18 protein-coding genes are annotated in these 22,133 nt (G+C 41.7%); 13 read left to right on the top strand and 5 right to left on the bottom strand.

Going from position 1 to position 22,133, the window contains the following annotated elements; translation table 11 throughout:
- Nucleotides 1-122 precede the first annotated feature (122 nt).
- A complete protein-coding gene (locus tag Q0E03_RS05685) occupies nucleotides 123-725 on the top strand; it encodes a hypothetical protein (protein ID WP_297130264.1) in 603 nt (200 codons plus the stop codon).
- A gap of 526 nt (nucleotides 726-1,251) precedes the next feature.
- On the opposite strand, the gene Q0E03_RS05680 is transcribed toward Q0E03_RS05685, so the two are convergent.
- Genes Q0E03_RS05680 through Q0E03_RS05670 form a run of 3 tightly spaced genes read right to left on the bottom strand, consistent with a single transcriptional unit; the run spans nucleotide 1,252 to nucleotide 3,751 of the window.
- The gene (locus tag Q0E03_RS05680; RefSeq protein WP_297130260.1) at nucleotides 1,252-1,971 is read right to left on the bottom strand and encodes a tyrosine-protein phosphatase; all 720 of its coding nucleotides are present in this window, start codon (nucleotides 1,969-1,971) and stop codon (nucleotides 1,252-1,254) included.
- 29 nt (nucleotides 1,972-2,000) lie between these two features.
- Nucleotides 2,001-2,951, bottom strand: a complete 951-nt coding sequence (locus tag Q0E03_RS05675) for a CpsD/CapB family tyrosine-protein kinase (RefSeq protein WP_297130257.1) — start codon at nucleotides 2,949-2,951, stop codon at nucleotides 2,001-2,003.
- Nucleotides 2,951-3,751 carry a YveK family protein gene (locus Q0E03_RS05670; protein WP_297130254.1) on the bottom strand — a complete coding sequence of 267 codons (801 nt, stop codon included), beginning with the start codon at nucleotides 3,749-3,751 and terminating at the stop codon, nucleotides 2,951-2,953. Before Q0E03_RS05670 ends, Q0E03_RS05675 begins: the two co-directional genes overlap by 1 nt.
- Nucleotides 3,752-3,933: 182 nt before the next feature.
- Between Q0E03_RS05670 and Q0E03_RS05665 the strand changes: the two genes are divergently transcribed.
- From Q0E03_RS05665 to Q0E03_RS05650, 4 genes are all read left to right on the top strand, one after another.
- Entirely contained in the window at nucleotides 3,934-6,636 is a 2,703-nt protein-coding gene (locus Q0E03_RS05665) for an MGH1-like glycoside hydrolase domain-containing protein (RefSeq protein WP_297130250.1), read from the top strand.
- A gap of 13 nt (nucleotides 6,637-6,649) precedes the next feature.
- Nucleotides 6,650-8,329 carry a metallophosphoesterase gene (locus Q0E03_RS05660; protein WP_297130247.1) on the top strand — a complete coding sequence of 560 codons (1,680 nt, stop codon included), beginning with the start codon at nucleotides 6,650-6,652 and terminating at the stop codon, nucleotides 8,327-8,329.
- A 111-nt stretch (nucleotides 8,330-8,440) separates the two neighbouring features.
- Nucleotides 8,441-9,073 carry a hypothetical protein gene (locus tag Q0E03_RS05655; protein WP_297130243.1) on the top strand — a complete coding sequence of 211 codons (633 nt, stop codon included), beginning with the start codon at nucleotides 8,441-8,443 and terminating at the stop codon, nucleotides 9,071-9,073.
- A gap of 84 nt (nucleotides 9,074-9,157) precedes the next feature.
- Nucleotides 9,158-10,654, top strand: a complete 1,497-nt coding sequence (locus tag Q0E03_RS05650) for an MFS transporter (RefSeq protein WP_297130240.1) — start codon at nucleotides 9,158-9,160, stop codon at nucleotides 10,652-10,654.
- 99 nt (nucleotides 10,655-10,753) lie between these two features.
- On the opposite strand, the gene Q0E03_RS05645 is transcribed toward Q0E03_RS05650, so the two are convergent.
- Entirely contained in the window at nucleotides 10,754-11,809 is a 1,056-nt protein-coding gene (locus tag Q0E03_RS05645) for an FkbM family methyltransferase (RefSeq protein ID WP_297130238.1), read from the bottom strand.
- Between the two features lie 126 nt (nucleotides 11,810-11,935).
- Here Q0E03_RS05645 and Q0E03_RS05640 point away from each other — a divergent pair, with 126 nt between their 5' ends.
- Genes Q0E03_RS05640 through Q0E03_RS05605 form a run of 8 tightly spaced genes read left to right on the top strand, consistent with a single transcriptional unit; the run spans nucleotide 11,936 to nucleotide 21,395 of the window.
- Nucleotides 11,936-12,757, top strand: coding sequence for a hemolysin family protein (locus Q0E03_RS05640; protein WP_297130235.1), 822 nt, complete (start codon nucleotides 11,936-11,938; stop codon nucleotides 12,755-12,757).
- The gene (locus Q0E03_RS05635) at nucleotides 12,732-13,715 is read left to right on the top strand and encodes a PhoH family protein (RefSeq protein WP_297130232.1); all 984 of its coding nucleotides are present in this window, start codon (nucleotides 12,732-12,734) and stop codon (nucleotides 13,713-13,715) included. Before Q0E03_RS05640 ends, Q0E03_RS05635 begins: the two co-directional genes overlap by 26 nt.
- A complete protein-coding gene (gene ybeY, locus Q0E03_RS05630) occupies nucleotides 13,715-14,215 on the top strand; it encodes an rRNA maturation RNase YbeY (RefSeq protein WP_288527586.1) in 501 nt (166 codons plus the stop codon). Before Q0E03_RS05635 ends, ybeY begins: the two co-directional genes overlap by 1 nt.
- Nucleotides 14,216-14,218: 3 nt before the next feature.
- Nucleotides 14,219-15,106, top strand: coding sequence for a GTPase Era (era, locus tag Q0E03_RS05625; RefSeq protein WP_297130226.1), 888 nt, complete (start codon nucleotides 14,219-14,221; stop codon nucleotides 15,104-15,106).
- A gap of 55 nt (nucleotides 15,107-15,161) precedes the next feature.
- A complete protein-coding gene (locus tag Q0E03_RS05620; RefSeq protein WP_297130223.1) occupies nucleotides 15,162-15,317 on the top strand; it encodes a hypothetical protein in 156 nt (51 codons plus the stop codon).
- Entirely contained in the window at nucleotides 15,259-15,996 is a 738-nt protein-coding gene (recO, locus tag Q0E03_RS05615; protein ID WP_297130222.1) for a DNA repair protein RecO, read from the top strand. The genes Q0E03_RS05620 and recO overlap by 59 nt, the downstream gene beginning before the upstream one ends.
- A 2-nt stretch (nucleotides 15,997-15,998) precedes the next feature.
- Nucleotides 15,999-18,371, top strand: a complete 2,373-nt coding sequence (locus Q0E03_RS05610) for an endonuclease MutS2 (RefSeq protein WP_297130219.1) — start codon at nucleotides 15,999-16,001, stop codon at nucleotides 18,369-18,371.
- Between the two features lie 18 nt (nucleotides 18,372-18,389).
- Nucleotides 18,390-21,395 (top strand): glycoside hydrolase family 2 TIM barrel-domain containing protein, encoded by a 3,006-nt coding sequence (locus tag Q0E03_RS05605; RefSeq protein WP_297130217.1) that lies wholly within the window; start codon nucleotides 18,390-18,392, stop codon nucleotides 21,393-21,395.
- 66 nt (nucleotides 21,396-21,461) lie between these two features.
- On the opposite strand, the gene Q0E03_RS05600 is transcribed toward Q0E03_RS05605, so the two are convergent.
- Nucleotides 21,462-22,130, bottom strand: coding sequence for an SDR family oxidoreductase (locus Q0E03_RS05600; RefSeq protein ID WP_297130214.1), 669 nt, complete (start codon nucleotides 22,128-22,130; stop codon nucleotides 21,462-21,464).
- Nucleotides 22,131-22,133: the final 3 nt, after the last annotated feature.

Here is a 22,133-nt window from a genome sequence, read left to right as displayed (position 1 = left end):
AATCAAAGTAGCTCATATTTGTTTTTTTAATTATTCCAATCAACTGAAAATGTATGCAAAATCCACCGAAACTCAGAAAAAAGCACAGATAGGGCAGTGAGATAATTTGATTTGCAGAGAATATGCCGTTAGTTATTTCTATCAAAGGCATAAACAGTTTTGGTATAGTAAACAATCCTGATAAAGCTGAAAAAAAGATAATATATCCGCACATCATTGCAATGCTTTTTGTACTTACTTCAACCGAATCAACTAAGGCGGATGATAGATTTTGTTTTGAGGTTCTTGAAAAAATGCAAGGTTTCTTTTTTTCAAACAAGCTTTCAATCACACAAACAATGATTGACGATAGCAAGTTTGTTATGTATATAACAACACCTGTTTTTGTGCTGTTCAATTTGATTGTTCCGACCGCTGTGATGATGAACGCTATTCCTCCGCAGAAGTTAAATCTGAGTAATCTCCTTGCTGTGGAATCATCTATTTCTCCGTGCTCAAGCAGTTGTTCTGCAAGAATAGCTCCTGTCGGATATCCGCCGACTAATCCGAAAATTATTGCACACATTGCAGGCGGCGGAAGTTTCAATATTCCTGCAATCGGTGTTAGGACGAACTCGAAAACTGTCGAAATTTCACTTTTTATAGCCGTGTTGGTTAAAATCAGAATGGGCAGCAGCGATGGAATAATTATGTTCACGCACATCTTCATTCCGTTGATTGTCTGAGGTTTTGCTTTTGCCGAAAAAATAATAAACAGAACTATAAGCAGCATTAAGCCTGTGGTTTGTAAAACGATAACCGCTTTTTTCATATAAATCACCGTTATATTATATTTTGTGCTTTGGCAAAATAAAACCTCGAACCTTAATTCAGTCCGAGATTGCAGACTATCGATAAAGCTCCTGAAACACGCCAAAATATAATCAACCGAATTATGCCTCCCATTGACGCAAGGGGAGGTGGCAACACGAAGTGTTGACGGTGGGGTTTAAAAAATGCTGTAAGTATGAACTTACAGCATTTTTGGCGTTTTTCGTTTTTTGCGAACAAGCATATATAAGGCTTCCAAAAAATCCGTGGATTTTTTGGAAAGAGGAAAAACATATGCAGTATACTTACAAAACTTTGTTTTGTTCTATACGGAATATGTTTTGACGAGGTACAGCAATGTTCGCAAGAAAACGAAATTCAGAAACTTTCTCAACAGCCTGCATCATATTAAAATACATTTTTGATACGCTCGAACATTAATTAGCCCGATGTCAGGATGTTTGCGTTTTTAATGAGAACGTCAACCGCTTCCTGTCCGCTTTTTTTGATGATTTCTTTTATTCCGTTTTCGTATTCCGGTGCTCTGCTTGTCAAATTGTGACAATCAGAACCGATAAGGTGAATATGACCTGTGTTAAGGAGCTTGATAAGTTTTTTCTTCACACTTCTGTGCGAATCGGAAAATGATGAGATGTTGACTTGTGTAAGGCATCCCATATCAATATAATCCTCAAGTTTGTACTGGTCATCCATAAGCGCCGGATATCTTTCGATATGTGCCAAAATAGGTTTCGCACCGTAGTCGCAATACATATTCATTAATCGGTCGTATGTGTTTTCCGAAAAACTGCTTGAAAAAGGATGCTCAATCAAAATATAATTTGAACCCGCAATTTTCAGTTCATCAATGTTGGAATTGTTGAACAAGTATTGGCTGATGTAAACCTCAGCAGCAGGAATAAGTGTCGGACTTCCGCTTGGGAGTGCTCTCAACAGCTCGTTGAATGCTCTGTCACGTCGTCTTAAAAAGTCGTCAAGCGAAATGTTGTCCGAATAATAATGCGGGGTGAGAATTATTTTCTTTGCACCTTGTCTTTGCAACCTTTCAATCATTGCAAGACTTGTTTCAATGTCGGGTGAGCCGTCATCTATTCCCGGAATAATATGACAATGTGTTTCCACAAGATTTTCGATAATCATTTATTTTATGTCCTTTACTACCGCAATAATTATCTTCTGTCCTGTTGTGCGTCATACGGAGGAACGCCGTAGCCATATCCGCCGTAGCCATATGGATCATATCCGCCTCTTGAACTGTGTCCGTATCCGTATCCGCCGTAACCGTATGAGCCGTATCCGTATCCGCTGTAACTGCCATAGCTTCCGTATGAACCGTATGAGCCGTAGCCGTAGCTGTTCTTATATTTGCCGTAGCGATAACGACCGTATTTGCCATAGCCGTATTTTGAACGACCTGAATCTGCGAAGTTAACAACAAATCCAAGAATTTTTGCATCAATAAATTCAAGAGCAGAAATTGATCTTTGAATTTCGGGATGTGTTGATTGATTTGAACGAACAACAAGTATAACGCCGTCACTCTCTCTGATTACAGGAAGCGCGTCTGAAACAACGTTGATTGGCGGTGTGTCGATGATGATGTAATCAAAATCTTTGCCGATTTCTTCCAAAAATTCTGCCATTGGCTCACTGCCGAGGATTTCAGCAGGGTTTGGAGGGATAGAACCCGAACAAAGAACAGAAAGATTCTCAAATTCCGTTGCGTGGATAATTGAGAATAAGTCTGCTTTTTCTGCTGTGTTTGAACCTACCTTGCTTCCGAGATAGTTTGTGAGTCCCGGTGAGTTAGGAACAGAAAAATAGTGGTGGATTTTAGGTTTACGCAAGTCGCCGTCAATCAACAATACCTTTTGGTCAGCCTGAGCAAGAGCGATTGCAATATTGATTGTTGTGGTTGTTTTGCCCTCGTTCGGTGCAGATGAAGAAATAACTATGGTTTTGCAACCTTTTTTCATAACCGAGAACATAATGTTTGTTCTGACACTTTTGTATGCTTCCTCAACTCTGAACTTGAGCGAAGGGTCCATTTCGATATTCTTCAAAAGCTGACGGGCTGTTGTGTTTGATTTAACAGTTTTTTTGTTGTTTTTTTTAGCCATTATTCTTCATCTCCCTTCACGCTTGAACTTACATATGAATCATCGTTGCTTTTTGCTCTTGGAGCTGTTGCATTCTTGATTTCATAATTCGGAATGCTTCCGAGAACAGGAATGTTGTATTTTTCAACAAGTTCCTCGCTTGAACGAATTTTGATGTCAAGAAGGTTGCGCAGAATGATGTAGGCACATGCAATGACAATGCCTGCGACAGCACCGATTGCACACTTCTTCACATATCCCTTGCTTCCGGCGGCAGATGCTTTGATAGGCTTGTCCTCAACACTTGCCAAAACAAGACCGTTGTTTGTTCTCTTCATCATTTGAGGAACTTCGGTTTCGAGCTGGTGAGCAATTTCGTATGCCATATCATTGCTTTGGCAGGTGACCGATATCGTGAACATTGCGGTGTCCTCAATAGCTTCTATAACCATTGATTTTTTGATGAAGTCAGCCGTGCAATTCGAGTTTATTCGGTTGTTCAGGTTTTGAGCAACTGTTGTTGCAAACTCGTTTGTGTTCATAATCTCAACGTAAGTGGCAAGCATCATTCTTGTGTAGTTCATTTTGCTCGTGTTGCTTGTTCTTGTGTCGTCGGGACTTAAAACGTAAGAGCCTTTGATTTCGCTTTTTGTATCTACTGCGTAGGCGAGAAATTCAACCTTTGAGGTGTAGGTGAGTTTTGTGATGTTTGCTGTGTAGAAAAATCCGAGCAATACACCGACAAGTGCAAATGCAACTATAACCTTCCATTTCCTCAAGAGAGATACAAGTATCTTTCTAACATTCTCGTCAATATTCATATATTATCTCCTTTTATAAATACTTCTCAATATATTATAATAACTTTAAATAAATTTTTTGTCAACAATTTAATTGTCAAAAAAAGCAAAAATATGCAAATAAATTTAACTTAATCATTGACAAATTTATACTTTTTGCACATAATAAAAATGATAATTTCTAACAAACTAAGGAGAATAATATGTCGAAGGATATGCTTTCGCCTATGCCGATTTGGGGGCCTTATTCAAAGAAGTATATGGGACTTTCAAGGGTTATGGGCACGTTGAACAACAAAAATGCGAAATCTTATGCAGATGCGGTGCGTTTTGATTTTTCCGTTCATCCCACAATTTGGAACTCGTCAACACCTGTTCCGAATGTAACCGTTCCGTCAAACTATCATTTGTGGAAGTGTGCAACGGACTATTCGTTTTTTTCATACAGATATGAGTTGATGTGGAAAGATATGGTGTATGCCGATGTGTCATTTTCAAAAATAAATGATGAGGCGTATCTTGCAAGGGTAGAATTCGTAAACAACACCGATTTGTCGCAAAATACGGTGCTTAACTTCTTTTCATCACTTGAATTCCCGAATTCAAGGGAATATTACATCAAGGCTGAAAATGAAAATTATAAACTTATTAAAGCGAATGATTATGCGGAATATTCCTACGCAAAAATCAGACCGTGGGAAAACGAAACGCCCGACGGTATGTTCAGAGGAATGTTCAAGAGCGAGGAATTTTATCTCGGCTACGGCTTGGGCGACAGATGCGATAACGCCCATGTTCACTATCTTGGATTGAAACCTTTTGGCTGTGAAGCAGGGGACAAGGTATCTTATCGTTTGTCCTCAGAGGGAATTGAAAATCCTGTTGTTGCTCTCAGATATAAGACTGTAACCGATGGAGATGCAAAATTCGCTTTGAACGGTACGGAAATTACTTTGCCTCACAGCGATACCTTGACAATCATCGAGCTTCCTTTTGCGGAAAATTTTGAACTTGTCAGCCTCGGCGGTGCAGGTGTTGAATTTGATTTTGTAGCTGTTTATGAAAACGGCAACAGTCTTGAAGTTGTTGAAATCAAGCACGATTTTGAACCTGAGATTTCAACAAAGAAAAACGAAAACGGATACATCGTTGATATTGATTATCATTATGACGATTGCAAATTCAGAGTGGTTACATCAAACCCAAACACCCGTTTCCGCACGCTCGACAGCGGAAGCCTTGAGGATGCACTTATCAATCGTCTTTCAAACGGCGACCATACATATGATGATTTAAAAGAAACTTTTTCGGGTTCGTTCAAGCGTAAAACTTCGGATGACGGCTTCTTCCAAAACACTCTTGTGAAGTCGATTTTCATTGAACCGCACAGCACTCACATTGAATATGCGGTTGTTGCAAAGTCTGATTTTGAGCCTTTGAGTTGTGACGAATATGAAAAATTATATAACGAACGCAAGTCGGCAGGCGAAACCGCAAAGTTCAATAAGAGTGGCGAAAAGTACGCTCTTTCAACCGATATTTTGCGTGCAACCTTGTTGACAAACACGGTTTATCCCGTTTACAAGCACGGTGAAAATGTTATTCATCATACACCGGGCAAGCGTTGGGACAGCTTCTATACTTGGGACAGCGGTTTCATCGGTATGGGACTTCTTGAGTTCAGTAACGAACTGTGCCAATATGCGCTTGATATGTATCTTTGCGATGATGACAACGATGATTTTTGCTTCTTGCTTCACGGTTCGCTTGTGCCGACTCAGTTTGTGGAATATCTTGAACTTTTGAAACGTACAAATGACAAGGCGAAACTTGACTTTTTGTATAATAAAATGAAACTGTACTATGAATTTTTGCGTGGCAGAAGTCATAATTCAACCTGTGCAAAGTTTGGCAACGGACTGCTCACAACCTATGATTATTGGTATTCTTGTTCGGGTATGGACGATTATCCGGCACAGGTCAAGATGATTGCCGACAAGGCGGAGGAGTATTCTTGTCCTTGCCTTTCCACAAGCCAAATCATCCGTGCAGGCAAGATTATGAAAATGGTTGCCGATTATCTCGGTAAAACAGATGATATTGCCGTTTACGATGAAGATATAAAACTTTCAACCGATGCGCTCAACAAATTTGCTTGGGATGAGGAGTCGGGATATTTCGGCTATACAATGTATGATAAGGACGCAAATTCTCCTTATATTATGAAAACCGAAAACGGCGAAAATTGGGATAAAGGCTTTGACGGGGTTTATCCTCTTATCGCAGGTGCGGTTGAAGGAGAAAGAAAAAAACGCTTGATTGCTCATATTAAAAATCCAAATGAAATGTGGTCAAACGCAGGCGTTTCCGCTGTTGATATGTCCGCTTCGTATTATTTTGACGACGGCTATTGGAACGGCAATGTCTGGATGAGTCACCAGTGGTTTGTGTGGAAAACAATGCTTGATAACGGCGACACGGATTTTGCTTTTGAAATTGCAAACCGTGCGCTTGAAATGTGGAGAGAAGAAACCGATTTCACCTATTTCACATATGAATGTTTCGGCATCAAAACCCGTCGTGGCGGATGGTTTCATAATTTTGGCGGTTTGTCTGCACCTATCAGCATTTGGGCAAATGCTTATTACAAATCAGGCACGGTTACTACCGGTCTTGATGTGTGGACAGACTATCAAAATGTAACCGATGATGGTGCGGAAATTTCGTTCAAATATTTCGGAAACAACGAAAAATATTCAGTAATAGTAACCCTTAGCGACAAGAATTCCTACAAGGCAACCGTTGACGGCAAAGCTGTTGATTTCAAACTTCGCAACGGCAGTGCTTTGGAATTCACTTTTGACGGTTCGGTCAAAAAGGGCGTGCTCAAAATTGAAATTGCGTGATGAGGTGTGAAATATGGCAGAAAAAATTGTAGGCGCAAATAACGAACCGCTCAAGGTTCAATTCATTACCGATGTTCATTATTATTCAACAAAACTCGGCACTCAGGGCAAGGCGTATGACAAGATGGAATCCAAGTCGCAGATGGTGATTAAGGACAGTTCTCTTGTCATCAAAAGAGCCTTTGATATGCTGTGCGAGGACACCTCAACGGATATTGTTCTTCTTTCGGGAGATACCACCCACGAGGGTGAAATTCAGTCGCACGAGGAGTTTATAGAGATGCTCCGTGACCTCAAAAAAAGAGGCAAGAGGGTTTATGTCTTAACAGCCACCCACGATTATCAGGACGATGGCATTGCATATGCTTATGAGGGTGATGAAAAGGTTGAAGTTCCTGCTGTCGGCGAAAGACACGATTTGTGGGATATGTACTATGAGTTTGGACCAAACGAGGCTATTGCCGTGCATAAGGAGTCTATGTGCTATGTTGTTCAGCTTGCACCGGGATATCGTTTGTTTGCACTCAATGACGACACAAATTACAAGCCGGAGGGTGAGAACGGTTCAGGATTTTCCGATGACTGTATGGCTTGGATTATGGAACAGCTTGAGGATGCAAAAAAGAACGACCAGTTTGTAATTGCAATGACTCATCACCCTATGATTTCACCGTCACCGTTTTATAACATTATCGGCGGCGGCAATATGCAGAGAAATTACGAAACAACACGAGAAATCTTTGCGGATGCCGGTCTTTCCTGTATGCTAACGGGTCACACTCATGTTCACGATATAAGCGATATAACAACCAAAAAAGGCAACAAGTTTTATGACATCACCTGCGGTGCGCTTATCGGCTGTCCGCCTGTAATGAGAAATGTCACCTTTGACCCGAAAAATTCAAAGATTGATGTTGACACGGTTTTTGTTGACAATGTTGACGGACTTGATACCGACGGCAAGAGTTTTCCGGATTATATGAAAAACTTTTTCTTCGGTATGATAAAGGAAGTTTTGTGGGCAATGGGTCACGATATTGACCGCCTTGCAGAAATGACGCCTGCGTTTTCGATTCCGGGCGAAACCGTCAAAAAGTTTGCTTGGATAATAAAACCTGTCGGCAAGTTCCTTGACAAGTTGACTTTCAAGAAAATTTGGCGACTTTGCAAAAAGGAATGCGGTCTTAAAAAGTCCGATATAGCAGATATTGCGAATAACAAGGTTATTGATTTTATTCTCGAACTTATCCAAAACTTGTACTGCGGTGATTCTCCGTATACTCCCGACACGAGGGAATACAAGCTCACCTGCGGATTTCTTAATGTCATTGACAGCCTTTTGGATACCGTTCATTTTTCAATCGGCAAGGTGCTCAAAGGTGCAACTTCGGTCAGAGGTCTTGTTGAACCTCTGCTTTGGAACAGCGGTTATTGCGATGCCGAGGCAACTCTTCCGCTTTATCCGATTTATGATGAGCAAAACCCTGCTCCCGATTCTGCTTTTGAACAAAAGAAGTTTGATGATACAGTCAATAAGAGCAAAAAAGGACCTCTTGTGCTCCTTATTCTCATCCTTGTTGTAATCCTTCTTCTTGCAATACTTGCCGGCATCGTTGCACTTATCGTGTGGGCGGTTATCGCTATTATTCACGCAATTTCGGGCACCGCTATGCTCGGATTGTTGCTCTCATAATTTTTGTATGTTTTTACTAAAATAATTGTTGCATATTGGAATAAAAATTGTTATAATGATTTAGTAAATTCGCTATTTACATAGAAAACATAATTTTTAAGGAGTAAATTTATGGCAGACGAAAAGAAAAAATTCAGTCTTGGCGGCATTGATAACGCTGCCGAAGAAAAGGGTAGTTTCATCAAGACTCTTTGGCAACTTGTAAAGTTCCTTGTTGTATCGGGTCTTGTAACAATCATTCAGTTGGCACTTGCGGCTTTGCTTCCTTTGGTATGCGACCAAATCCACACATTGCTTCCTGAGTTTTTAAGAGGCATTTTCACACCTACAATGTTTACAGCAGGCTCAAAAGAAGCTACAAAGTATGTTATCGACGGTGTAGTAACCTGGGGTTATGTACTTCCGTTCCTTCTTTCAAACCTTGTTGCTAACATTTACGGTTTCTATCAGAATAAAAAGACAACATTCAAGTCTGATTCTGCTTGGTACAACTTTGTTATTTACATCGTGCTTCTTCTTGCACTCATCCTCTTCTCAACTTGGATGCAGGGTGCAATCGTTGGTGCACTTCTCAAGGTAGAGCCAAGCAACTGGTTCCTCAAGATAGTTACAAACGAGTCTATCGCACGTCTTCTTGCTTCTATGGCAGCAGGTTTTGTTCAGATGGTAGTTCTCTTCCCAATGGAAAAGTTTGTACTTATGAAAGAAAAGAAAGACGATACAGCAGAGGAAAAGGCTGCATAAGTCACATTTTTATAGCGAATAGTGTTAAAAGGGCGGTTCGGTGGAATCGTCCTTTTTTGTCCTAATTTAAAAAAAGGGGTTATTATGGACGAAAGATTAACTTATACCAAAAAAGAAGCCGGTATGTTTTTAACCGGTCTTTTCGGTCAAAATCTTATTTACAATGTTGTTACGGCAGGGCTTTACTATTATTTTCAAAATGTAATTTGTCTGCCTGCTGTGGCACTCGGCTGGATTTTTGCAATCGCAAGAATTTGGGATGCAATCAACGACCCGATGATGGGCTCGATTGTTGACAGAACACGAACAAAATGGGGCAAGTGCAAACCTTATCTTCTTTTTGCTCCGCTTGTAATTTGCGTAGTTACCTGCGTTGCATTCCTCAACGGAAATTATGCCGTGGCTAAAGAAAACGGCAATACAACCGCTATGGTATTGATTGTAACTTGGGCAGCTGTGTCTTATGTTCTTTGGGGTATGTCCTACACGGCGGGCGATGTTCCGCTTTGGGGCGTCATCAGCCGTATGAGTGAGGTTGAAAAAGACAGAGCAAATCTTATTGCACTTGCAAGAATAGTTGCTTCCATTGCGTCAGGTCTCGGCATTGTGTCGGTTGTTGCTCTCAGTCAGGTGGCTAACAAAGCATTTGGCGAAAGTGAAAATGCACAAAAGGGCTTTATCGTTGTCGGTATCGCAATGACGATTGTGTCGTCAATTCTTTTTGAATGTGCAGGTTTGGGCGTTAAAGAACGAGTACCTAATACGGATGAAAGAAAAACGATGAAAGAATCATTTGCTCTTATGTGGAACTGCAAACCGTTCAGAAGACTTTTGATTTCCGGTATTCTTCGTGCTCCGCTTCAGCTCCTCGCAACAGTTGTAATGACTTTGTTTACATATTACTATTGCGGCGGCGATTTAACCAATGCGTTCAGCAACGGCAAAACATTCCTTACCGCTGTTATCATTGGCGGTGCGTTCTTTATCGGTCAGTTCGGTGCAACGGCACTTTGCCCTGTGCTTATGAAAAAGATTGATGTAAAAACGCTTTACAATCTTACAGGCTTTTCCGCTTTGCCTATGGCTTTGCTGTATGTTACTTATCTTATCGCTCCTACCGAACTTGCCAAAATAGGTTGGGTAGCCATCGACGGCGTGCTGCTCCTTTTTGCCGGAATCGGCTTTGGTGCGGTTATGGTTTGCCAAAGCGTTATGATAAGCGACTGTATAGACTATGAGGACTATCATCATAACTACCGTCCCGACGGTGTGTTTTTTGCAGGTCAAAGTTTTATCCAAAAGTTTTCAACGGGTATCGCTTCAATTATTTCGGCTTATGTCTATGCCGCAGTCGGCTATTCCGATGTTAACATTGATAAAATGAATACAGCCATTGCCAACGGTGCGTCGTTTGCAACCGATTTTCAAAATTATTCAAAGGCAATGTGGATTTTGATCACAATTCCGCCTGCAATCGGTATGGCAATTTCAATTATTCCTACCATTAAGTATGAGATTACAGGTAAATCTCATCAAGAAATGCTCAATGTTCTTATAGAAAGACATAAAGAAGCGGAATAATAAAAATATAAACGGACTTTCTCGCAATTGTAAGAATGTCCGTTTTTTTATGTTAAAAAGAGTGTGTTTATTGGCTGGTTCAGGGCCTTTATCAATAGTTTACAAGTTTACACAGTAAAAATTGCTTTCCCATGCAGGAATGTATTTTGAATGTCTGAAATAGATTTTGTAGTCGTTGTCGAGTTCCCACACCTTTAACGGCAGGGCAAACAAGTCCTCGTTTCTGTGGTAAGCACATATGTAGAGCTTCGGCAGTTGTGATTTTACGGTTTTTTCCATACCCTCAAGTGCCTTCATTTCGCTTCCCTCAATGTCCATTTTGATGAATGTTGCAGGGATGTTCAGGCTGTCAATGTCCGTCACTTTAACACTTGTTCCGCTTGATGAAAGTTTGCTGTTTCTGCCTGCGTCTGCGCTGAAAATCAGCGTGTCTTTTTTGCTCCACGCACCCATGTTCAGCGTTGTCAAATTTTCCATACCGTCTGTGTTTTTCAGCAGTTTTTTGTAGCTTTTTGCGTCAGGTTCAAGTGCGGTGATGTGCTTGTATTTTCCGCCCGTTGCGGTTGTAAATTCTCTTATTGTGTCGCCGTCATACGCACCCAAATCAACGATTTCTTCGCTGTCGGTCAACTTCAAAATTTCCGAATAAACATTGTCTTTTTCACAGAAAGAGCGTAGCAAATATTCAATCTTGCCCGATACCTTGAATGATAATATGTCGAGATAAACCCTCTTGCTTTCTTCATCTGCAAGTCGAGAATACACCTCGTCAAATTTCGCCTCGTTCTCTGCTATATATTCACGGGTGAACAGTCCTCCGCCTGCCACAGGCACATCGGGAGCAAACACCGTGTGCTCGCTGTTGATTTTTTCGATATTTTCAATAACGCTGTCTATGTGGCTTGCAAAGCAAAGAACAACATTGAAGTCGTCGTATTTTTCGCACACTTCGCTGTATTTGAGCACCTTGTAGCCTTTGAATGAATGACCTCTTACAAATTCGTCACTTGCAAAAACTTCGTCTGCCTTTAGCCCTCTTTGTTCAAGCTCTGCCATAATTTTTTCTGCACCGAGTCCCATTCCGTACAGCACAATAGGCTTTTCGCTGTCTTTCAGGGTGTCCCATATGTTTTTATCTTGTATCTTTTCAAGCATTTTGCCGTCACCTCATTTTGATATATAATAGCATATTACTTTGTACTTTACAAATTAATATTTATATATTATAATATATCAGAATGGATTACTATATAATTTTGTTAATCGGAGGTATTTGCCTTTATGGCTATTGGCAGTTTAAAACGCTTGTTTAAAAAAGAAAGTTCAACCGAGGAAGAAATAAAACAACTTGTTGACGATGACGAGGGCGAACTTGAAAAATCCACAAGAGATATTATTAATAATCTTTTTGAATTTCACGATACTAATGTTGGCGATATTATGACTCACAGAACGGATATTGCCGCTGTTGAAATTACCGAGGAAATAATCGATGTTGTTAAGCTTGCTATTGACGAGGGATTTTCCCGAATTCCTATTTATGAGGAAGACCTTGACAATATTAAGGGTATTGTGTATGTAAAGGACTTGCTCAAATTTGTCGGAACGGAAATTCCAAAGGGCGAAAAAATCGAGGACTATATCCGAACACCGCTCTTTGTTCCGGAAACTATCCCGTGCGGCAAACTCTTTGCTCAAATGACCGAAACCCATATTCAGCTTGCAATTGTTGTTGATGAGTACGGCGGAACAGCAGGACTTGTTACTATGGAGGATATAATCGAGGAACTTGTCGGCGAAATCGAGGATGAATACGATGATGAGGAACAATCGGTTACAAAGATAGATGACGACACCTTTGTTTTTGACGGTGCTTGCGATATAGAAGATGCCGAAGAAGCACTTGGCATTGATTTGCCGGAGGGCGATTACAATACCGTTGCAGGCTTTGTCATCAACAGACTTGGTGCCGTGCCGAGTGAGGAAAGCAAGGGTGAGGCTGTGGAATACGGCGGAGTCAGATTTACCGTGCTTGAAGTTACGGACAGAAAAATAGATTCAATTAAGGCGGAAGTGTATGACAGAACAAATAGTAACGATTGATGCAATGGAACAGGCGGTGTCGCTGTTTGGCTCGTTTGACGAAAATATCCGTATGATAGAACGGGAGTTTGGCGTCAGCATTGTTTCGAGAGGCTCTGATTTAAAAATTATGGGTGATGTCGAGGCTGTGTCAAAAGCAGTCAGAACAATCAAATCTTTGCTTGTGCTCATCGGCAAGGGCGAGGCGCTTACCGACCAAAATGTAAGATATGTTTTGTCTTTGGTCAACGAGGGCAACGAGGACAAAATTTCTTCAATGACCAATGATTCGATTTGCATAACCGCAAAGGGCAGACCCGTCAAGCCCAAAACTCTCGGTCAAAAGAAGTACACTCAGGCTATTGACGACCACACAATCACATTTGGTGTCGGTCCTGCCGGAACGGGTAAAACCTATCTCGCCGTTGCTATGGCGGTGACTGCATTCAGGGCAAAGCAAGTTAACAGAATTATCCTCACACGACCGGCTGTTGAAGCAGGCGAAAAGTTGGGTTTCTTGCCGGGCGATTTGCAAAGCAAGGTAGACCCGTATCTCCGACCGCTTTATGACGCATTGTTTGATATGCTTGGCGCGGAGAATTTCCAAAATTATCAGGAGAGGGGAGCGATTGAGGTTGCACCGCTTGCCTATATGCGAGGCAGAACTCTTGACGACAGCTTCATTATTCTTGATGAAGCACAAAATACAACTCCGGAGCAAATGAAAATGTTTTTGACCCGACTCGGTTTCAGGTCAAAGATGGTTGTTACCGGTGACATTACACAGATTGACCTTCCCGATGGCAAAAAATCAGGACTTAAAACCGTTTTGAATATCCTCAAAGATGTTGACGATATTGAGATTATCAAGTTTACCCAAAAGGATGTTGTTCGCCACAGACTTGTTCAGGATATTATCAAAGCGTATGAAAAATATGACGAAAAGCAAATGAAAAAAAGAAAAGGAGAAGATAAGTAATGAATAAGGTAAAAGTTATAATCTCCGACGAGCAAAAGGAAATTACTGTTCCCAGAGGAATAAGAATGTTGATTCGCCGTTGTTGTAATGCTGTTTTGCAGGCAGAGGAGTTCGGCTCGGATGCAGAGGTTAGCGTAAGCTTCGTTGACAACGAGAGAATTCACGAACTCAATGCTCAGTACAGAAATGTAGACAGAGAAACGGATGTTCTTTCGTTCCCGATGGGCGAGAACGGCGAGTACGACACTAATATGGACACGGGTGCAAAAATTCTCGGCGATATTGTTATAAGTGTGCCAAAGGCTATGGAGCAGGCAAAAGCATACAATCATTCTCTTCAAAGAGAAATCGGATTTTTGACCGTTCATTCAATGCTTCACTTGCTTGGATATGACCACGAAAACGGCGGTATCGAGCAGGTACATATGCGTGAAAAGGAAGAAGAAGTTCTTACCAAAATCGGACTCAAGCGTGACAACAGCTATTATATGGGAGATTAATTAATGACAAAAACAGCATTTATTGCTATTGTAGGCTGTCCAAATGTGGGCAAATCATCAATACTCAACAAAATTATGGGCACAAAGATTGCCATTGTGTCATCAAAGCCACAGACCACCCGCACAAAGATTATGGGCGTTCTCACCGAGGGTGATGTTCAACTTGTTTTCACCGACACTCCGGGTTATCACAAGCCACATAATAAACTTGGCGAAAAAATGAATCAGGCAGTCGGCGACTCAATCGGCGGTGTTGATGCTTGCCTCTTTGTTGTCGAATCAAAGGGCGACATTAAAAAAGGCGAGTACGAGCTTCTTGAAAAGTTCAAAAAACTTAAAGTGCCTGTTATCCTTGCAATCAACAAAATTGATATGATTAAGGACAAAGAGGAACTTCTTGAACGTATTGTTCAGCTCAACGGTTTGTTTGATTTTGAAGCGATTGTTCCTGTTTGTGCCTCGACAGGCGAGCATATCGGCGAACTTGTTGACGAAATGAAAAAACTTGCGTTTGACTCACCTCACTTTTTCCCTGATGACACTCTCACCGACCAACCCGAAAGAGTGCTTGCGGCAGAGATTATCAGAGAAAAGATACTAAGACTTATGGACAAAGAAGTGCCGCACGGTATTGCCGTGTCCATCGAGAAAATGCGTGAGCGTGACAATCAGGACATTCTTGATATTGAAGCAATTATTTATTGCGAAAGAGAGAGCCACAAAGGTATGGTTATCGGCAAAAAAGGCTCAATGCTCAAAAAGATTTCTACATATGCCCGTCAGGATTTGGAAAGTTTCTTTGGCATAAAAGTAAATCTTCAAACTTGGGTAAAGGTAAAGGAAGATTGGCGTAACCGTGAGGGATTGATTCACAATTTCGGTTTGGATTAATTTGGCACAAATCATTTGAAGCACCATAGGATAAAATAGTAACGGTGGTGCTTTTATGGATACTTTATGGCAAAATTTTATGTCAACAGGCAGCGTTTCGGATTACCTGAAATACAAACAATCAGAAAATAAAAACGAGGTTATGCAGACTGATGCAGACAAAAACAAAGGGACTTATAATCAGAGAACAGACGGTGGGGGAGAGCGATAAGCTTGTAACCGTTATCACCGAGGATTTCGGTTTAATCAAAGCCTTTGTTCGCCGTGCAAAGACTATCAAAAGTCAAAATTTATCTGCAACCTCGCTTTTTGCGTACAGTGAGTTTTCGCTGTACAGAAGCAAGGAGGCGTATGTCATTGACAATGCAACCTCAATCGAAGTGTTTTTTAATCTCCGTTCGGATATTGAAACTTTGTCGCTTGCGCAATATTTTGCACAGCTTGCTTGTTTTTTGGGAGCAGAGGAACAGCCGATGCCGGGTATGCTTCGTCTTTTGCTCAACGCACTTTATCTTTTGTGCCAAGGCAAAAAAAGTCATCAGCTAATCAAGGCAACGGTTGAACTTCGTATGCTTGCACTCGGCGGATATATGCCCGATTTGACGGCTTGCTACCGCTGCGGTACATACGAAAGCGAAATTATGTATTTTGACATGGAAGAAGCGTGCATTTATTGCAAGGATTGCTATCGCAACAATGCCGTTGAACTTCCGCTTGCCGTTGTGACCGCAATGAGATTTATCTGCTTTGTTGATCTCGGCAAGGTGTTTTCATTTAATTTGAGCGAGGAAAATATGGCACTTCTTTGCTCAACTGTTGAAAAATATTTGCTTTCCCGAATTGACGGAAGGCTTACTACTTTGGAATTTTACAAAACGATTATTGTATAGATATGGAAAAAAATTATGAAACTCTGGAACTTGACAAGGTTCTGGAAATGCTGAAAAATGAAACTTCGTGTGATGATGCCGCAGAAATGGCACTCAACATCAAGCCGACTTCGGATTTTATTGCTGTGTGCAATATGATTAATCAAACCGAGGACGCTTTTTCGTTGCTTGCTCGATTTGGTGCGCCGTCATTTTCGGGGTTGTATAATGTAAACGGTGCTCTTGCCCGTGCTTCGGCAGGCGGAGAACTTAACACAAGAGAACTTCTAAATATTGCGTCAACGCTTCGTTCAATCCGTATTCTTTATGAATGGCACGGACATTGCAGCGGAGTGCGAACAACTCTTGACAGCTTGTTTGAGAGTATAACCGTGAATAAATATCTTGAGGATAAGATTTTTACCTGCATCATCGGCGAGGATGAAATTTCCGATAAGGCAAGCGAGGCTTTGTATGATATTCGCCGAAAAATCAGGGCGAAGTCATCTTCTATTCGTGAAAAACTTGATGCAATGATTCACTCGCCGCACTACATAAAATATTTGCAGGAAGCTATTGTCACCCAGCGTGACGGTCGATTTGTTGTTCCTGTAAAGAGTGAGTGCCGTGGCAATGTTCAAGGCTTGGTGCACGACACTTCATCGTCGGGTTCAACTGTGTTTATTGAGCCGATTTCGGTTGTTGAGGCGAACAACGACATCAAGGTGTTGCGTGGCAAGGAACGAGAGGAAATCAATCGCATTTTGTTTGAATTGTCGGTTGAAGCAGGCAACTTTGGAGAGAGCATAAAGCATAGCTACGAAGCGGCTGTTGACCTCAATCTAATTTTTGCAAAGGCACATCTTGCCAACAAAATGAAAGCGGTCAAGCCGATAATCAACACCGACGGCGTGATTGATTTGAAGCAGGCAAGGCATCCGCTTATCGACAAAAACAAGGTTGTGCCAATTGATATTTCGCTTGGCGAAAAGTACGACACACTTGTGATTACAGGTCCGAATACGGGCGGTAAAACCGTTTCGATAAAAACTGTCGGACTTCTTACCCTTATGACTATGTGCGGACTTCTCATTCCGGCATATCAGTCAAGCAGGATTTCTGTTTTTGATAAAATCTTGGTGGACATCGGTGACGAGCAAAGTATTCAGCAAAATCTTTCAACCTTTTCTTCACACATCACCAATGTTGCAAATATATTAAAGGTTGCGGATGAAAGTTCGCTTGTCCTTATTGACGAACTCGGCGCAGGCACAGACCCTGTTGAGGGTGCGGCGCTTGCCGTTGCCATTATTGAAAAGTTGCGACAAAAGGGCGCAAAGATACTTTCCACAACTCACTATGCCGAACTAAAGGCGTATGCTCTTGACACCGAGGGCGTTGTGAACGGTTGTTGCGAGTTTGATGTAAACACTCTTTCGCCTACATATCGTTTGCTTATCGGTGTGCCGGGCAGGTCAAACGCTTTTGCAATTTCGCTTCATATCGGAATTGATGAGGATGTTATCGACCGTGCAAAAGAAATTGTGGGTTCGGATAATCGAGATTTTGAAGCCGTGCTTGATAAACTTGAAGCAACAAGACACGAACTTGAAGTTGAGAAAAAAGCCGCAGAAAAGGCAACCGAGCAGGCAAGAAAAATGGCTTCAAAAGCACAGTCCGAAAAGGATAAGATAGAAACCTTGAAGGCTCGTGAACTTGAAAAAGCAAAAAAAGAAGCCGAAAAACTCATCAATCAAGCCAAGAGACAGTCGTCCGATTTCCTCCTTGAACTTGAAAAAATGAAAAAAGAAAAGTCGCCTGAAAATGCAACCGAACTTGCAAAGAAAACCCGCCGTGCCATCAAAAACCAAATGGGCGAGATGGACGACCTTATCAATCCGCAGGAGCTTGCGGATAATTGGGATGAAGATTACAAACTACCTCGTGAAGTCGTAGTCGGTGACGCAGTTGTGATAAGAGGTATCGGCGAGGGCGAAGTAATAGAAGTTAAAAATAATAATGTCACCGTAAAGTCGGGCTTGTTCAAAACAAGAGTGAAAATGTCCGACCTTATGTTGATTGAAAAGAAAAAGAAAAAGCCGACAAAGCCGCAGAGAAATCTTTATCGCACAAGTTCCCGTGCGGATGCGGATGTAAAAACCGAACTTGATTTGAGAGGTCAAACTGCCGAGGAAGCAATCGGCAATCTTGGCATTTTCATCGACAAATGCGTGCTCAACGGAATTACGGAAGTTCGCATAATTCACGGCAAGGGCACAGGCGTGCTGCGCAGTGTTGTCACGGAGGAACTTCGTCATCATCCGAATATTGATGAATTCCGCCTCGGCAAATACGGCGAGGGCGAGGACGGAGTAACAATCGCAAAACTTAAATGATAATAAAAAGGGGAAACTATGAAATTCAAAATCAAGAATGACAATTACAGAAATTTTGATGTGTATAAGGAAAATGTCCTGACTCCTCGTTCGTATTTTATTCCGTTTTCGTCACCTGAGGAAATGGCAAAAACGGACATCAGAACAGAACGATATTCTTCATCAATGGTTGAGGTGTTGTCGGGCGAGTGGGATTTTAAGTATTACAGAAGTGAATCGGCTATGCCGACCGAACTCGATATAGACAGCACTGAGTTTGACAAAGTTCCTGTGCCGTCGGTTTGGCAACACACGGGATACGAAAAGCCGTATTATGTCAACAGCCGTTATCAGTTCAAGCCAAATCCGCCGGAAATTCCCGTTGATTGTCCGGTTGGTGTTTATCATCGAACATTTGAAATTGATGATTTGAATAAGAATTATATCATTTCATTTTTGGGCGTTGCAGGCGGTCTTGATGTGTTTGTAAACGAAAAATATGTCGGCTACAGCGAGGGCAGTCACAACACATCGGAGTTTGAGCTGAACGATTATTTGACAGAGGGCGAAAACCACCTTGTTGTTGTCAATCACAAGTGGACAAATGGCACTTATCTCGAATGTCAGGATATGTTCCGTGACAACGGCATTTTCCGTGATGTTCTTCTTTATAAAAACGAGAAAAACTCGATTTACGATTTTGAGGCAAAAACAAAGTTTAACAACGACCTTACATATGATTTGACGATTTTGCCGTCACTCAAACTTGTTGATGAGTGCGAACTTTCGGCAACTATTTTTGATAACGGCGAGCTTGTTGCCACAAAGTCAATAAATGTTGACTCAAAGCAGATTGACAAAATTACTTTTTCATCACTCGATGTCAAGGAGTGGTCTGCCGAAGCGCCGAAACTTTACACACTTGTTGTTTCGCTTTCAAAGGGCGGAGAGCTTGTTGAGCTTGTTCGCCGACCGATTGGTTTCAAGCATATAAAAATTATCGGTAATGTTTTCACTTTCAACAATAAAAACATCAAACTTTTCGGCGTGAACCATCACGACACAAATCCAAAAACAGGCTATGTTATGACCGTTGAGGATATGGAAAAGGATGTAAGAATTTTCAAGGAGTACAATGTCAACTGTGTTCGTACTTCTCACTATCCACCCGACCCGATTTTCCTTGATTTGTGCGATGAATACGGTGTCTATGTTGTTGACGAGGCTGATATCGAAACTCACGGCTGTGAAGTGGAAAATCACAGACCGGGTTCTTGCTCTCATAATCCTGCTTGGCAACCTCGCTATTGGGATAGGGTGTACAGAATGTATCAGAGAGATAAAAACCATGCAGGCATCACTATGTGGTCACTCGGCAACGAGGCTCACGGATATAAAAATCAGGACTATTGCTATAATGAATTAAAGAAATTTACAGACATTCCTATTCATTACGAGGGCGTTATTCGTACTCGCAGATGGGCGTATGATGTCATTTCTCAGATGTACACTTGGCAGGGTATAGTTAACAGAATCGCAAAAGGTTCGGGACTTCCGAAGAAGTTTTATATAAAACCGTTTTATCTTTGCGAATATGCTCATGCAATGGGCGTTGGTGCAGGCGACCTCGAAAGTTATGTTCAGGCATTTTTGTGCGGAAACAATATGATGGGCGGTTGCATTTGGGAATTTGCAGACCATGCGATTTATCACGAGGATGGTTTGTACAAATACACCTACGGCGGTGACCACGGCGAAAATAAGCACGACAGCAACTTCTGCGTTGACGGACTTTTCTTCCCTGACAGAACCCCTCATTCTGGCGCACTTCAAATGAAAAACTGCTATCGCCCCGTTCGCATCACAAAGCACGATGGCGACAATTTTGAATTTTATAATTACAAATGCTTCACAAAGGCGGATTATACAGTTAAATGGCAGTATCTCCTTGAAGGCAATGTTGCGCAGGAGGGCGAAATCACTCTTGATATAGAGCCACGCTCACATCAAAATGTAAAGCTTGATATTCAGCACGCAAAGGGCGACGAGGCACTCGTGTTCATTTATCTTGACGGCGACTTTGAGGTTGCAAAAGAGCAAATAGTCAACTTCGCCGATGATGTCAAGGTTTATGAGAACACCGAAAAAGATGCTCCGATTGCCGAAGTGAGCGAAAAGAGAATTTTTGTTTATTTCAATTCGGGCGAACTTATTTTTGATACCGTGTCGGGTGAGGTCGTAAGCTACAAAAAGGACGGCAGAGAATATATCAACACCGCACCTTTGGGTGGTTCAAAAGGCTTCGGTATCGGACTTTTCCGTGCCCCGATTGATAACGACCTTTATCTCAAGCGTGCTTGGAAAAAGCTTGAACTTGAAACCGAAAAACTTATGGTTGAAAAGCCGATTTCTCTGTCAAAGGCATTTGCCACAGAGGGCAACAAGGTGGTTATCACTTCAAATCACTATGTTTCGACTGTTAAGAAAAAGAAAGTTTGCAAGGTTACAATCACTTATGAAATCTACAATGACGGTGCAGTCAAGGTTAGCGCAGAGTGCACAAAATCAATGCGTTTGCCAAATGCTCCTCGCTTTGGCTTAACTCTTGAAATGCCAAAGAAATACTCAAATGTTGAGTATTACGGAATGGGCGACAGCGTCAATTTGTCCGATTTCTGCGAGCACGCAATGCTTGGAATTTATAAATCAAAGGTTGCCGATATGCACGAGGATTATGTCAGACCACAGGAATCATCAATGCGTACAGGCGTCCGCTGGACAAAGGTGACCGATGATGACGGCAAGGGACTTATGTTCTTGTCGCTTGACGGAAGAATGACTTTCTCTGCCGACCATTACACTTCACAGCAATGTGCAAAGGCAGAGCATATGGAGGATCTTCAGGAATGTAACACAACATTCTTACACTTTGATTCTTATCATCTCGGCGCAGGTTCAAACGCTTGCGGTCCGACTCCGACCAAGGAACATAAAAAATCATCACTTGCAGGAGAAAAAATCACTCTCATTGTAACCCCTCAATAAACAGTAAAACCGCAAAGAGTTCAATGCTCCTTGCGGTTTGTTTTGTATTATATATGTTATAAGTTTTTATATTATAGCTCCGCCGTTAACACCTAAAATTTGACCGGTGATGTACGGATTTTCTGCAAGAAATAGCACAGCTCGTGCGATTTCATTGGGAGTTCCGAGCCTGCCGAGAGGCACTTCTTCTTTCAGTCCCTCTGCGTCAAACATATTGTTCATTCTTGTGTCGATTATTCCCGGTGCAATGCAATTCACGGTTATGTTGCTTGGTGCAAGTTCCTTTGCAAGCGCCTTTGTCAACCCGATAATTCCCGCCTTTGTCATTGAATACAGGGTTTCGCACGAAGCACCGACCTGTCCCCACATTGAACTGATGTTGATTATCGTACCGCTTTGCTCTTTTATCATTTTCAACGCAGAAAACTTGCTTGCAAAATACACCGCCCTTTCGTTCACGGCGGTCATTTTTTCGTAGTCATCGGCTGTTATGTCGTTTATCATTTTTATGATTGACACCCCTGCGTTGTTCACAAGTAGGTCAACTCTGCCTATTGATTCAACGGCACTTTCGATTTCGTCAATATTTTCAAGATTGCACTTTATTGCGTTTACTTCATAGTCCGGCTTTGTTTGGTTGTATGTGATGTACACATCGTATCCGTTTTGTTGCAACAAAATTGCGGTCGCTTTGCCGATTCCTGTTGCTCCGCCTGTTATTAATGCTTTTTTCATATC

It is taken from the genome of uncultured Eubacterium sp. (assembly GCF_934525195.1).
Taxonomy (GTDB): Bacteria; Bacillota; Clostridia; order Oscillospirales; family Acutalibacteraceae; genus Eubacterium_R.
Note: the sequence above shows the minus strand (reverse complement) of the source record. Positions and strands in the feature narration are given on the sequence as shown.

Coding starts and splice junctions, on each gene's coding strand:
- Q0E03_RS05605 (WP_297130217.1), top strand. CDS start 18,390: ATGAAATTCAAAATCAAGAATGACAATTACAGAAATTTTGATGTGTAT.
- Q0E03_RS05655 (WP_297130243.1), top strand. CDS start 8,441: ATGGCAGACGAAAAGAAAAAATTCAGTCTTGGCGGCATTGATAACGCT.
- Q0E03_RS05640 (WP_297130235.1), top strand. CDS start 11,936: ATGGCTATTGGCAGTTTAAAACGCTTGTTTAAAAAAGAAAGTTCAACC.
- Q0E03_RS05685 (WP_297130264.1), top strand. CDS start 123: ATGCCGTTAGTTATTTCTATCAAAGGCATAAACAGTTTTGGTATAGTA.
- Q0E03_RS05635 (WP_297130232.1), top strand. CDS start 12,732: ATGACAGAACAAATAGTAACGATTGATGCAATGGAACAGGCGGTGTCG.
- Q0E03_RS05680 (WP_297130260.1), bottom strand. CDS start 1,971: ATGATTATCGAAAATCTTGTGGAAACACATTGTCATATTATTCCGGGA.
- Q0E03_RS05665 (WP_297130250.1), top strand. CDS start 3,934: ATGTCGAAGGATATGCTTTCGCCTATGCCGATTTGGGGGCCTTATTCA.
- Q0E03_RS05610 (WP_297130219.1), top strand. CDS start 15,999: ATGGAAAAAAATTATGAAACTCTGGAACTTGACAAGGTTCTGGAAATG.
- Q0E03_RS05650 (WP_297130240.1), top strand. CDS start 9,158: ATGGACGAAAGATTAACTTATACCAAAAAAGAAGCCGGTATGTTTTTA.
- ybeY (WP_288527586.1), top strand. CDS start 13,715: ATGAATAAGGTAAAAGTTATAATCTCCGACGAGCAAAAGGAAATTACT.
- Q0E03_RS05620 (WP_297130223.1), top strand. CDS start 15,162: ATGGATACTTTATGGCAAAATTTTATGTCAACAGGCAGCGTTTCGGAT.
- Q0E03_RS05600 (WP_297130214.1), bottom strand. CDS start 22,130: ATGAAAAAAGCATTAATAACAGGCGGAGCAACAGGAATCGGCAAAGCG.
- Q0E03_RS05675 (WP_297130257.1), bottom strand. CDS start 2,951: ATGGCTAAAAAAAACAACAAAAAAACTGTTAAATCAAACACAACAGCC.
- Q0E03_RS05670 (WP_297130254.1), bottom strand. CDS start 3,751: ATGAATATTGACGAGAATGTTAGAAAGATACTTGTATCTCTCTTGAGG.
- recO (WP_297130222.1), top strand. CDS start 15,259: ATGCAGACAAAAACAAAGGGACTTATAATCAGAGAACAGACGGTGGGG.
- Q0E03_RS05660 (WP_297130247.1), top strand. CDS start 6,650: ATGGCAGAAAAAATTGTAGGCGCAAATAACGAACCGCTCAAGGTTCAA.
- Q0E03_RS05645 (WP_297130238.1), bottom strand. CDS start 11,809: ATGCTTGAAAAGATACAAGATAAAAACATATGGGACACCCTGAAAGAC.
- era (WP_297130226.1), top strand. CDS start 14,219: ATGACAAAAACAGCATTTATTGCTATTGTAGGCTGTCCAAATGTGGGC.